We start from the raw sequence: 12335 nt of genomic DNA on the forward strand, positions 1-12335 counted from the left end.
GGTTGCCGGCGATCGTTGTTGTTCTACTTCACCTTGGTGGTGGCGAAGTTGTTGTTGGTCAGAGGGTTGATCACATAACCCTCCACGTTGTCACGCATGGCAGTGAACATCTTCGGATGCGCCATGCTGATCCAGGGCTGATCGTCATCGTACACCTTCAATGCCTCGGCATAGAGCCTGGCACGCTCGTCATTGTCGATCACCTCACGGGCACGGGTGATCAGGTTCTGAAACTTCGAGTTGCACCAGCGGGCGTAGTTCTCGCCACTTTTGGCAGCCTCGCAGCTGAGCAGGGGGCTGAGGAAATTGTCCGGGTCGCCGTTGTCGCCGGCCCAGCCAGTGGAGACCAGGTCGGCCTCGCCGTTTTTCGCACGGCGCAGCATCTCGGCCCACTCCATCACACGGATGTCCAGCTTCAGGCCGATTTTGGCGAGGTCGGACTGGAGCATCTCCGCCGACAACCGCGGGTTGGGGTTGGTCGGGCCGCCGCCGTTGCGGGTGAACAGGGTGATGACCGTGCCTTGCGGCACGCCGGCTTGCTGCAGCAACTCACGGGCCTTGGCCAGGTCACGGGGTGGGTTCTGGTTGTCATTGTTGTAGCCGATCATGGTCGGCGGGTAAGGGTTTACGCCCACCAGCGCATTGCCCTTGCCGAACAGCTGGTCGACGTGGGTCTTGCGGTCGAAGGCCATGTTGATGGCTTTGCGCACGCGCACGTCGCTGAGGTATTTGTGCTCGGTGTTGATGGCGATGTAGCCGGTGACCAGGGCCTCGATCTCGGCGACCTTCAGCGCGGGGTCCGCCTTGATCGATGGCACGTCGTCCGGCTTCGGGTACAGGGCCACCTGGCATTCGTTGGCGCGCAGCTTCTGCAGGCGCACGTTGTTGTCGGTGGCGATGGCGAAGATCAGCGTGTCGGCCGGCGGTTTGCCGCGGAAGTAGTCCGGGTTGGCCTTGAAGCGCACCTGGGCGTCCTTGTTGTAGCGCTGGAAGATGAACGCGCCTGTGCCAACCGGCTTGCTGTTGAGGTCGCCGGTCTTGCCGGCCTTGAGCAACTGGTCGCCGTATTCGGCGGAGTAGATCGAGGTGAAGGCCATGGCCATGTCACGCAGGAACGGTGCTTGCGGGCGGGTCAGGGTGATGACCACGGTGTGGTCGTCGGTCTTGTCCACCGATTTGAGCAGGTCCTTGAAGGCCATGCTCTCGAAATACGGGTAGCCGACGCTGGTCTTGGCGTGCCACGGGTGGTTGGGGTCGAGCTGACGGCGCAGGCTCCACAGCACGTCGTCGGCATTGAAATCGCGGGTAGGCTTGAAGTAGTCGGTGGTGTGGAACTTCACCCCTTGGCGCAGGTGGAAGGTGTAGGTCAGGCCATCGGCCGAGATGTCCCAGCGTTCGGCCAGGGCTGGCTGGATGTCGGTGGTGCCGGGCTTGAAGTCGACCAGGCGGTTGAACACTGTCTCAGCCGAGGCATCGGCAGTGACCGCCGTGGTGTATTGAACGATGTCGAAGCCTTCCGGGCTGGCTTCGGTGCACACCACCAGCGGCTTGGCCGCCAGGTTGCCGGCGGCGCCCAGGATGACTGCTGCCAGGGCAGCGCGGAGCGGTAGCGATGTCATGTGTCCTCCTTGCTTGCAATGATTCCAGCGTAGCCGCCCGGGCCCGCGCTGACGCGGGCCTGGGCGCACGTGGTCAGAGAATGTTGAACGGAATGGTGGTCACCACGCGCAACTCATCCAGGCTGCCATCGGCCTGTGCCTTGCTGGCGCGATGCGCGGTGTAGGTAGCGCGGATGCTGGTGTCTTTCAGCGGCCCGCTCTGCACCGCGTAGCTGGTGCCGATACCCCACTCATAGTGGGTTTCGCCATCCAGGCCGTTCACGTCATAGGCCGTGCCGCGGTAGTGGGTGCCATCGATGCCCCAGCCGCGGGCGTTGTACAGGTTGAACTTCAGGCCCGGCACGCCGTAAGGCGCCATGTTCAGCACGTAGGAAATCTGCAGGGATTTCTCGTTCGGGCCGTTGAAGTCCGAGAGCAGGGAGTTGGCCAGGTAGATGCCGTTGGTTTCGTGCAGGTAGTCGAAGTACTCGTTACCGTTGACCTGCTGCCACGAAGCGCTGAGGGTGTGGGCCTGGTGGGTCAGGCCGAACGACAGGCTGTAGGTGTCGTTGTCGATATCGCCCATCTTCTGGCTGCCTGCGTCCACGGTCTTGTAGTAGTTCAGGCCGGTGGTCAGGCTCAGCACCGCGCTATCGCCCAGCACGTGGCTGGCGCCGAAGTAGTACTGGTTCCAGAAGTCGTCGACCTTGGTGGCGTACAGGCTGGTGGTCAGGCTCTTGAGCGGCTGGTAGTTGACCCCCGCGGTACTGGCACGGTCGGTTTCCACGCCAGCGGCGCCATACTCGCTGCGGAACTTGCTCAGGCTCTGTTCGGTACGCGGCGAGACGCGGTCGAAGGTGCCCAGGTCGAATGACAGGTTGTCGAACTCGGCACTGTGCAGGAATGCGCCCTGGAAGCTTGAGGGCAGGGCGCGGTTGCCGATGTAAGCGATCATGGGCGTGTCCACCGACTGGCGGCCGACGGTGAGGGTGGTGTTGGACACCCGGGCCTTGACGTTGGCCAGGCCCATCTTGCTCCACTGCCCGATGGGGTCGCCATCGCTATGGGTCAGGGTACGGTTGTTCGGCCCGGCGACTGCGGCACGGCCTTGCTCCAGGGCGATGGCGTTGTAGCCGGCTGCTTCCACGGCAAAGCCTACGGTGCCTTGGGTGAAGCCCGAGCTGTAGTTGAGGATGGTGCCCTGCAGCCAGTTGTCGCGGCTGTGGCTGTCATGGCGTGTGCCGTCGCTTTTGTAGTACTTGAACAACGGCGCGCGGGTGGCGCGTTCGCGGGCGTACCAGTTGCGGGTACTGCCGGACAGGCTCTGTCCGTCGATGAAACCTTTGGCGTCATCCTGTTCGCTGGTGCCTTTGAGGCTGAACGGTACGTAGTCCTGGCTTTGGGTGTCGGCCTGGGCCACGGCGCTGAAGGTGGCGATGGATAACGCCAGTGCGGTAAGCGTGAATAGTCTCAAGTTGAAAGCTCCCTTTCTGTTCTTTTAGTTATTGCCTGGCCTTGTGGGCCGGGTTGTTACGGTGTTGCCTGGGTTGCCCGGGGTTGCCGGGCCAATCGGGTGGAGCTGTGTGGCCAGTGCTGGCCCGTAAGCCGGCAAGCCGGATCCCACGGGGATCACTACAGATCCCCGGCCTGGTGCAATGTGTGTGGGAGCCGACTTGCCGGCCAACGGGCCGTTACGGGCTAGCGTTCAATCGACGCTCACTCCGGAAAAGTCGTTGCGGCCAAAGGGGCTCACCTTGAACCCGGCCACCTTGACGCTCAGCGGCTGGTTCACGGTGGAGTGCGCCACCGGGGTGATCGGCACCTGCTGTTTGAGGCGTTGCTGGGCTTGCTGGTACAGCACCGTACGCTGCTCGCGGTCGGTTACCTGCTTGGCCTGCCTGACCAGGCTGTCGTACTGCGGGTCGCACCACTGCGAGTAGTTGTTGCTGCCGATGGCATCGCAGCTGTAGAGGGTGCCCAGCCAGTTATCCGGGTCGCCGTTGTCACCGGTCCAGCCGATCAGGGCGATGTCGTGCTCGCCGCTTTTCATGCGCTTGATGTACTCGCCCCATTCATAACTGACGATGCGCACCTTCAAGCCGAGCTTGCTCCAGTCGGCCTGAAGCATCTCGGCCATGAGCTTGGCGTTGGGGTTGTACGGGCGCTGCACAGGCATCGCCCACAGGGTGACTTCGGTGCCTTCCTTGACCCCGGCCTGCTTGAGCAACTGGCGGGCTTTTTCAGGGTCGTAGGGGGCGTCCTTGACGCTGTCGTCGTAAGACCATTGGGTCGGTGGCATGGCATTGACTGCGCGTTGGCCGGACTCCTGATACACCGCTTGCAGGATCTCTTGCTTGTTCACTGCCATGTCCAGGGCCTGGCGTACCTCCAGGCGATCGAACGGTGGGTGCTGGGTGTTGTAAGCGATATAGCCGAGGTTGAAACCAGGTTGTTGCAGCACCTGCAGCTTGCTGTCGTGCTTGAGTGCTGGCAGGTCGGCCGGGCGTGGGTGCAGGGTGACCTGGCATTCGCCGCGGCGCAGCTTCTGGATGCGTACCGAGGGGTCGGTGTTGATCGAAAACACCAGGTTGTCGAGCTTCACCTCATCCGGGGCCCAGTAGTGCTTGTTGCCTTTGAAACGGATCTGCGAATCCTTCTGGTAACGCTGAAACACGAACGGGCCGGTGCCGATGGGCTGCTGGTTGATGTCGCTGGGGCGCCCGCTCGCCAAAAGATACTCGGCATATTCAGCCGACAGCACCGACGCGAAACTCATCGCCAGGTTCTGCACGAAAGCGGCATCGACCTTGTTCAGGGTGAACACCACGGTCATCGGGCCGGTCTTTTCGATGCCGGCGATGTTCTTGTCCAGGCCCATGCTGACGAAGTAGGGGAACTCGGTGGGGTAGGCCCGGCGGAACGGGTGCTCGCGGTCGAGCATGCGGTTGAAGGTGAACAGCACGTCATCGGCGTTGAAGTCGCGGCTGGGTGTGAATGCCTTGTTGGCGTGGAATTTCACCCCTTCGCGCAGGTGGAAGGTGTAGCGCAGGCCGTCATCGGATACTTCCCACTTCGTTGCCAAAGCGGGGTGCACAGCGGTACCGCCGCGTTCGAATTCCACCAGGCGGTTGTAGATCGGTTCTGCCGCATCGTTGTCGGTGGCAGTGGTGTATTGAGCGGTGTCGAACCCAGCCGGGCTGCCCTCGGAGCAGAACACCAGGTTAGCGGCCTGAAGGGCCGGCGCCTGGCTTAGCAGGCCCAAGGCGAGCAGTGTGGAAACCAGTGAGGTATGGCGCATGGCAAATCCTTTTTTCCGTCTGTTTTTGCCGCTTCGGGATACGAAATGCGGCAACAGGCCCCCAACCCCGGCGCGGGTAGCGCCGGGGTGAGTGTGAACAGTAGAAGTGGGCGAGGGTGCTGCGAGTGCCCGGCGCTATTTCTCCACGCTGACGCCGTAGAAGGAGTTCAGTGCGAACGGGCTGATCTTGAAGTCCTTAACCTTGGCACTCATCGGCTGGTAGACCGTGGAGTGGGCGATCGGCGTGATCGGCACCTGCTCTTTGAGGATATGTTGCGCTTTCTGATACAGCTCGGTGCGCTTGGCCTGGTCAGGCGTGGCCTTGGCCTGCTTGATCAGGTCGTCGTAGGGCTTGTAGCACCACTTGGAGAAGTTGTTGCCGTCGACCGCATCGCAGCCATACAGGGTGCCTAGCCAGTTGTCCGGGTCACCGTTGTCGCCGCTCCAGCCGATCAGCATGGCGCCTTGTTCGCCGCCTTTGGAGCGCTTGATGTACTCGCCCCATTCGTAACTGACGATTTTCGCCTTGATGCCGACCTTGCTCCAGTCAGCCTGCAGCATCTCGGCCATCAGCTTGGCGTTGGGGTTGTACGGGCGCTGCACCGGCATGGCCCACAGGCTGATTTCGGTACCTTCCTTGATCCCGGCTTCCTTGAGCAGTTGCTTGGCCTTTTCCGGGTCGTACGGTACGTCTTTGATGCTGTCGTCGTAGGACCACTGGGTCGGCGGCATGGCATTGACGGCGAGCTGACCGGCGCCCTGGTACACCGACTCGATGATCTTCTGCTTGTCGACCGCCATGTCCAGTGCCTGGCGCACCTTCAGTTGAGCCAGCGGGTTGGGTTGGTCACTGCCCTTGAGCTTGTCCATCACGTTGTAGGCGATGTACCCCAGGTTGAACCCGGCCTGGTGCGGCATCTGCAGCTTATCGTTGGCCTTGAGCGGCTCGATATCGGCAGGGCGCGGGAACAAGGTCACCTGGCACTCGTTCTTCTTCAGCTTCTGCATGCGCACCGAGGCGTCGGTGGTGATGGCGAAGATCAGGTTGTCGATCTTCACATCTTCTGGCTTCCAGTAGTCCTTGTTGCCCTTGAAGCGGATCTGGGCGTCTTTCTGGTACTTGCTGAACACGAAGGGGCCGGTGCCGATCGGTTTCTGGTTGATGTCTGCAGCCTTGCCTTCTTTGAGCAACTGGTCGGCGTACTCGGCCGACTGCACGGAGGCAAAGCTCATGGCCAGGTTCTGGATGAACGCGGCGTCCACCTGGTTGAGGGTGAACTTGACGGTGTGTTCATCGAGTTTCTCCACCTTGGCGATGTTGTTGTCCATGCCCATGTCGGTGAAGTAGGGGAATTCAGTGGGGTAGGCCTTACGGAAGGGGTGGTTCTTGTCGAGCATGCGGTTGAAGGTGAACAGCACGTCGTCTGCGTTGAATTCGCGGCTTGGCTTGAAGTAGTCGGTGGTGTGGAATTTGACCCCTTCGCGCAGGTGGAAGGTGTAGGTCTTGCCGTCGTCGGACACTTCCCATTTGGTTGCCAGGCCCGGGATGACAGCGGTACCGCCACGTTCGAACTGGGTCAGGCGGTTGAACACGGTCTCGGCCGAGGCGTCGAAGTCGGTTCCGGTGGTGTATTGCCCCGGGTCGAAGCCGGCGGGGCTGCCTTCGGAGCAGAACACCAGGTTGGACGCGGCGTGGGCGAGCGGAGCGCCGGTCAGCAAGCCTGCGCCGAGCAGGAACGGAATGACTGCGTGTTTGAGCATGGTGGCCTCATTGTTGTCATTTTTCTGGTTCGAGGTGGCCTCGTGAGCCGACCTGCGGATACTTATGCAGGGTGTGTTCCCAATGCAACACTGCTAAGGATAGTTGGCGTCAGAAAAGTAGTACGAGCGTACATGGATGTCGCATTTGTATAACTTTCGATGAAGTTGAACGTTTGCGAGGGCGAAATGATGGCTTTTTGCAGGATGTTTCGCGGGAGGGAATTTGTAGGAAGCACTATTTCAGTGCGTAGGAAATACCTTTAATGATGCTGCTGGGGCGCTAAGCGCCCCGTGAATCGCCAGCGTTGATCAAGGCATCTGCACTTCGATCAGGCCGTCAGCGTTCATGCTGACTTCGCTGGTACCTGCCTCGATATCCGGCGCCGGTGCTGCTTCGTCGGCACCCATGGCTTTCATGGCCATCGGCGCACTGCGCAGATAGGGGCGTGGGTAGCCACTGCTGTTGAGGTTCAGGCTGACCACCTTATAGCCCTTGCCACCCAAGGCTTCGGTCGCCAGTTGCGCGCGCGCCTTGAAGGCGTTGACCGCATCCTTGAGCAAGGCGTCTTCGCTGGCCTTGCGCGTGGCTGGGGCGATAGAGAAGTCCATGCCGCCCATCTTCAGGTCCTGCAGCAGGTCGGCGCTGAGCTGAGAGAGGGCCGGGAAGTCGGCGCTTTCCAGGCGCACTTCGGCACGCTCGCGCCAGCCGGTGATCTTCTGCCCCTTGCTGTCATAGACCGGGTAGCTGTTACGGCTGCCCTGGCTGATCTTCACGTCCTTGACCTGGCGGGCCTGCTGCACGGCCTTGTTCATGGTTTCGGTGATCTGTTTGGCAAGCTTGCCCGGGTCGGTGTTTTGCGCTTCGCTATAAAGGGTCACGACCATCAGGTCGCGCGGCACTTCCTTGCTGACTTCGGCACGCAGCGATACCTGGTTGTAGCGCGGCTCATCAGCCGCCAGCGCCGGCAGGCTGGCAAGCAGGCCGCAGGAAAGGATCAGGGCAGCGCCGCGACGAGGGTTAGGCATGTGATACTCCTTGGCAATGAAAGGCGTGGGTTCTGGCCATCCATCCCACGCATGGCCCATGAGACCGGGATCAGTGTAGTGGGTTCAAAAGTGCCATCATGAACCTGTGACAAACTGTGGCGCTTTGCCGCATCGCTGCAGCTCGGCGCCTGGCTTCGGTATACTCCAGCCGATTGTCCTGGAGCACTCATCAGGAGAGCTCATGCTCGCCGCCGCACAACCGCTGTCCGCTACCCGCCAGAACCTCTGGCGCCTGACTGTCATTCGCGTTCTGGTCCTGGCCGCTCAGGCAGGCTCGGTGGGCGTCGCCTACTGGACCGAACTGCTGCCGCTGCCGTGGTTTTCCCTGGCTGCGACCCTGGCCCTGTCGTCCCTGCTGTGCGCCTTCACCGCCTTGCGCTTGCGCCTGTCGCTGCCGGTCACCGAACTGGAATACGCGCTGCAGCTGGCCTGCGACCTGCTGATCCACAGCGCGCTGCTGTATTACTCGGGCGGCTCGACCAACCCTTTCGTTTCCTATTACCTGGTGCCGCTGGCCATCGCCGCCGTGACCTTGCCCTGGCTCTACTCGCTGATTCTTTCGGGTATCGCCCTGACCGCCTACAGCCTGTTGCTGGTCCAGTTCTACCCGCTCGAGGGGCTGCCGATGGCGCGGGACAAGATGCAGGTCTACGGCATGTGGTTGAGCATCGCGCTGGCGGCTGCGGTGATCACCTTCTTTGCCGCGCGCATGGCCGAAGAGCTGCGCCGCCAGGAAAAACTGCGCTCTGAACGGCGCGAAGAAAGCCTGCGCGACGAACAACTGTTGGCCGTGGCCACCCAGGCCGCCGGTGCGGCCCATGAGCTGGGCACGCCGCTTGCGACGATGAGCGTGTTGCTCAACGAAATGCGCCAGGACCACGCCGACCCATTGTTGCAGGAGGACCTGCAGATCCTTCAGGACCAGGTCAAGCTGTGCAAGGAAACCCTGCAGCAGCTGGTGCGTGCCGCCGAAGCCAACCGCCGCCTTGCGGTGGTGGAGCAGGACGTGACCGAATGGCTGGATGAGGCGCTGAACCGTTGGCACCTGATGCGCCCCGAAGCCAGCTACCGCTTCCAGCGTCTGCGCGATGGCCAGGTACCGCGCCTGACCCCGCCACCGGACCTGACCCAGGCACTGCTGAACTTGTTGAACAATGCCGCCGATGCGTGCCCTGACGATCTGGAGGTGCGCCTGGACTGGGACGCCCAGGATATCGTCATCAGCATCCGCGACCATGGCCCCGGCGTGCCGCCGGCCATTGCCGAAGCGATCGGCAAACCCTTCATTACCACCAAAGGCAAAGGCTTCGGCCTGGGCCTGTTCTTGAGCAAAGCCAGCGTGACCCGTGCGGGTGGTTCGGTGAAACTCTATAGTCATGAGCAGGGTGGCACCCTGACCGAACTGCGCCTGCCCCGTGGCAAGCGAGGAGATGAATGATGAGCGAAGAAAACCAGGTCGAAAGCGAAGAGCTGCCGCACCTGCTGCTGGTGGATGACGATGCCACCTTCACGCGGGTCATGGCCCGTGCCATGAGCCGTCGCGGTTTCCGTGTGAGCACTGCAGGCTCCGCCGAGGAAGGCCTGGCCCTGGCGCAGAACGACCTGCCGGACTACGCCACGCTGGACTTGAAGATGGAAGGCGACTCCGGCCTGGTACTGCTGCCAAAGCTGCTGGAACTGGACCCTGAAATGCGCGTGGTGATCCTCACCGGCTATTCGAGCATTGCCACGGCGGTCGAGGCGGTCAAGCGCGGGGCATGCAACTACCTGTGCAAACCCGCCGATGCCGATGATGTGTTGGCCGCACTGCTCTCGGAGCATACGGACCTGGACACGTTGGTGCCGGAAAACCCCATGTCGGTGGACCGCTTGCAGTGGGAGCACATCCAGCGCGTGCTCAGCGAGCACGAGGGCAATATTTCCGCGACCGCGCGGGCGCTGGGCATGCACCGGCGCACATTGCAGCGCAAACTGCAGAAGCGGCCTGTGCGGCGCTGAGCTTATTTCTGGCAGTGCCGGCCCTATCGCCGGCAAGCCGGCTCCCCCAGGTGCGGGCGCAGGCTTCAACACAGTGAGCTGCCCCAAGATGTTGGATTGGTGTTCAACTTCCTGGGGGCAGTCCACATGAGTGTGGGCCGGCTTGCCGGCGATAGGGCCTTGCAGAAATTTCTTTATATTGCAGCTGATCCCCGCAACTCCTGGCCTGTTGGCGTATCATTAGCCCCCTAACGGCAACCTCCTCAGGATCGCTAGCGCATGCTCGCCCTTCTTATCCAGACGCTGAACATCACGGCGCCCGTCTTCGCCATGCTGTTCCTGGGCGTGCTGCTCAAACGCATTCACCTGATCGACGACAATTTCAACCGTGTTGCCTCGCAACTGGTGTTCAACGTCTGCATGCCTGCGTTGCTGTTCCTCGGCATCTACCATGCCGACCTGGCAGCGGCGGTCAAACCGGGGGTCATCCTCTATTTCGTCGCTGCCACCCTGGTCGGTTTCGCCTTGGCCTGGGGCTTGGCCATCTGGCGCAGCCCGCTGGCCGACCGCGGCATCTACACCCAGGGGGCGTTCCGCGGCAACAATGGCGTGATCGGCCTGGCCCTGGCCGCGAGCCTTTACGGGGACTACGGTATCTCCCTGGGGGCAGTGCTCGCCGGCCTGGTGATCCTGCTGTACAACTCACTTTCAGCCGTGGTGCTGGCGGTATACAGCCCGGACCTGAAATCCGACCCGTGGAGCATCTGCAAGAGCATTATCAGCAACCCGCTGATCATCAGCGTGCTGCTGGCCACGCCCATGGCCTACGGCCAGGTACCCCTGCCCAACTGGTTGCTCACCTCGGGTGACTACCTCGCGCAGATGACCCTGCCGCTGGCGCTGATCTGTATCGGTGGCACCTTGTCGCTCAATGCCCTGCGCGACAGCGGCAAGCTGGCCATCGACGTCAGCCTGGTGAAGATGCTCTGGTTGCCGCTGTTCGGCACGCTCGGTGCCTGGCTCTGCGGTTTTCGCGGGGCCGAGCTGGGCATTCTGTTCTTGTACATCGGCAGCCCAACGGCGGCGGCCAGTTATGTCATGGCACGGGCAGCCAACGGCAACCACGAACTGGCGGCCTCGATCATCGTGATTACTACGCTAATGGCGGCGATCACCACCAATATTGGTATTTTCATCTTGCAGTGGGGCGGATGGATCTAGATCCTTGACTGCATACATCACAAAAACACTGCCTCACTGAGCTTAAGGACACTTCATGCAAGACCAGAGTACGCCCGAGCGGTTGCAGCGCGGGCTGAAGAATCGCCATATCCAGCTGATCGCGCTGGGGGGTGCCATCGGTACCGGGTTGTTCCTGGGCATCGCCCAGACCATCCAGCTGGCGGGCCCCTCCGTTTTGCTGGGCTATGCCATCGCTGGCCTGATGGCTTTCTTCATCATGCGCCAGTTGGGCGAAATGGTGGTCGAAGAGCCGGTCGCCGGCAGTTTCAGCCACTTCGCACACCAGTACTGGAGTGAGTTCGCAGGCTTCGTCTCGGGCTGGAACTACTGGGTGGTCTATGTGCTCGTGGGCATGGCCGAGCTTACCGCCGTGGGCATCTACGTGCAGTACTGGTGGCCGGAGTTTCCGACCTGGGCCACGGCGGCGATCTTCTTCGTGGTGATCAACCTCATCAACCTGACCCAGGTGAAGGTCTATGGCGAGATGGAATTCTGGTTCGCACTGGTCAAGGTAGTGGCCATCGTCAGCATGATCGGCTTCGGCGCCTGGCTGCTGAGCAGCGGTCATGGCGGCCCGGACGCCAGTGTGGCCAACCTGTGGCAATACGGTGGGTTCTTCCCCAATGGCGTCACCGGGCTGGTGATGGCCCTGGCGGTGATCATGTTCTCCTTTGGTGGCCTGGAGCTGGTAGGTATCACGGCCGCCGAAGCGGACAACCCGCGCCAGAGCATTCCCAAGGCTACCAACCAGGTGGTTTATCGCATCCTGATTTTCTACATCGGCGCGCTGGCCGTGCTGTTGTCGCTGTACCCGTGGCAGAAGGTCGTTCAGGGTGGCAGCCCGTTCGTGATGATCTTCCACGAACTGGACAGCGATCTGGTGGCGACCATCCTCAATATCGTAGTGCTCACGGCTGCGCTGTCGGTCTACAACAGTTGCGTGTACGCCAACAGCCGCATGTTGTTCGGCCTGGCGAGCCAGGGCGATGCACCACGCCAGTTGCTCAAGGTCAGCCGCAGCGGCGTGCCATTGACTGCGTTGGGCGTGTCGGCATTCGCTACGGGCATGTGCGTGGTGATCAACTACCTGATGCCGGGTGAGGCATTCGGCCTGCTGATGGCGCTGGCGGTGTCGGCGCTGGTGATCAACTGGGCGAGCATCAGCATCACCCACCTGAAGTTCCGCAAGGCCAAGCTGGCGGCAGGTATTACCCCGTTCTATCAAAGCTGGGGGCACCCGTTCACCAACTACCTGTGCCTGGCATTCATCGTGCTGATTCTGGTGGTGATGTACCTGACCCCGCCGATCCGTATTTCAGTGATGCTGATCCCCGGGTGGATTGCGCTGCTGTGGGTGGCGTTCCGCTTGAAGAAAGCTCGGCAGGCTTGAGTCATGGGGCCTGTCGTGGGTG

General features: G+C 61.7%; 9 protein-coding genes. 4 read left to right on the forward strand and 5 right to left on the reverse strand.

The window, feature by feature from the left end; genetic code table 11:
* Nucleotides 1-23: 23 nt before the first annotated feature.
* The 5 genes from ACIPZC_RS08095 to ACIPZC_RS08115 all read right to left on the reverse strand — a co-directional run bounded on the left by ACIPZC_RS08095 (nucleotide 24) and on the right by ACIPZC_RS08115 (nucleotide 7683).
* Entirely contained in the window at nucleotides 24-1619 is a 1596-nt protein-coding gene (locus ACIPZC_RS08095; RefSeq protein ID WP_400626101.1) for an ABC transporter substrate-binding protein, read from the reverse strand.
* A 73-nt stretch (nucleotides 1620-1692) separates the two neighbouring features.
* Complete coding sequence (locus ACIPZC_RS08100) at nucleotides 1693-3072, reverse strand: OprD family porin (protein WP_400626103.1); 1380 nt, start codon at nucleotides 3070-3072, stop codon at nucleotides 1693-1695.
* 231 nt (nucleotides 3073-3303) lie between these two features.
* On the reverse strand, nucleotides 3304-4896 hold the full coding sequence (locus ACIPZC_RS08105; protein WP_400626105.1) for an ABC transporter substrate-binding protein: 1593 nt from the start codon (nucleotides 4894-4896) through the stop codon (nucleotides 3304-3306).
* Nucleotides 4897-5031: 135 nt separating this feature from the next.
* Nucleotides 5032-6657 (reverse strand): ABC transporter substrate-binding protein, encoded by a 1626-nt coding sequence (locus ACIPZC_RS08110; protein ID WP_267818539.1) that lies wholly within the window; start codon nucleotides 6655-6657, stop codon nucleotides 5032-5034.
* 309 nt (nucleotides 6658-6966) lie between these two features.
* On the reverse strand, nucleotides 6967-7683 hold the full coding sequence (locus ACIPZC_RS08115; protein ID WP_241804214.1) for an SIMPL domain-containing protein: 717 nt from the start codon (nucleotides 7681-7683) through the stop codon (nucleotides 6967-6969).
* A gap of 202 nt (nucleotides 7684-7885) precedes the next feature.
* On the opposite strand from ACIPZC_RS08115, the gene ACIPZC_RS08120 reads away from it, so the two are divergent.
* The 4 genes from ACIPZC_RS08120 (at nucleotide 7886) to ACIPZC_RS08135 (ending at nucleotide 12313) form a co-directional block, all read left to right on the forward strand.
* Nucleotides 7886-9142, forward strand: coding sequence for an ATP-binding protein (locus ACIPZC_RS08120; RefSeq protein WP_241804215.1), 1257 nt, complete (start codon nucleotides 7886-7888; stop codon nucleotides 9140-9142).
* Nucleotides 9142-9702, forward strand: coding sequence for a response regulator transcription factor (locus ACIPZC_RS08125; RefSeq protein ID WP_241804216.1), 561 nt, complete (start codon nucleotides 9142-9144; stop codon nucleotides 9700-9702). The genes ACIPZC_RS08120 and ACIPZC_RS08125 overlap by 1 nt, the downstream gene beginning before the upstream one ends.
* A gap of 258 nt (nucleotides 9703-9960) precedes the next feature.
* Entirely contained in the window at nucleotides 9961-10902 is a 942-nt protein-coding gene (locus ACIPZC_RS08130) for an AEC family transporter (RefSeq protein WP_400626108.1), read from the forward strand.
* Nucleotides 10903-10957: 55 nt separating this feature from the next.
* Nucleotides 10958-12313 carry an amino acid permease gene (locus ACIPZC_RS08135; protein ID WP_241804218.1) on the forward strand — a complete coding sequence of 452 codons (1356 nt, stop codon included), beginning with the start codon at nucleotides 10958-10960 and terminating at the stop codon, nucleotides 12311-12313.
* Nucleotides 12314-12335 lie beyond the last annotated feature (22 nt).

This window comes from Pseudomonas sp. NPDC089743 (genome assembly GCF_044748785.1).
GTDB lineage: Bacteria > Pseudomonadota > Gammaproteobacteria > Pseudomonadales > Pseudomonadaceae > Aquipseudomonas > Aquipseudomonas putida_X.

Bases quoted from the DNA above. Each gene is read 5' to 3' on its own strand.
- ACIPZC_RS08095 (WP_400626101.1), bottom strand. From the start codon at position 1,619: ATGACATCGCTACCGCTCCGCGCTGCCCTGGCAGCAGTCATCCTGGGC.
- ACIPZC_RS08105 (WP_400626105.1), bottom strand. From the start codon at position 4,896: ATGCGCCATACCTCACTGGTTTCCACACTGCTCGCCTTGGGCCTGCTA.
- ACIPZC_RS08110 (WP_267818539.1), bottom strand. From the start codon at position 6,657: ATGCTCAAACACGCAGTCATTCCGTTCCTGCTCGGCGCAGGCTTGCTG.
- ACIPZC_RS08115 (WP_241804214.1), bottom strand. From the start codon at position 7,683: ATGCCTAACCCTCGTCGCGGCGCTGCCCTGATCCTTTCCTGCGGCCTG.
- ACIPZC_RS08120 (WP_241804215.1), top strand. From the start codon at position 7,886: ATGCTCGCCGCCGCACAACCGCTGTCCGCTACCCGCCAGAACCTCTGG.
- ACIPZC_RS08125 (WP_241804216.1), top strand. From the start codon at position 9,142: ATGAGCGAAGAAAACCAGGTCGAAAGCGAAGAGCTGCCGCACCTGCTG.
- ACIPZC_RS08130 (WP_400626108.1), top strand. From the start codon at position 9,961: ATGCTCGCCCTTCTTATCCAGACGCTGAACATCACGGCGCCCGTCTTC.
- ACIPZC_RS08135 (WP_241804218.1), top strand. From the start codon at position 10,958: ATGCAAGACCAGAGTACGCCCGAGCGGTTGCAGCGCGGGCTGAAGAAT.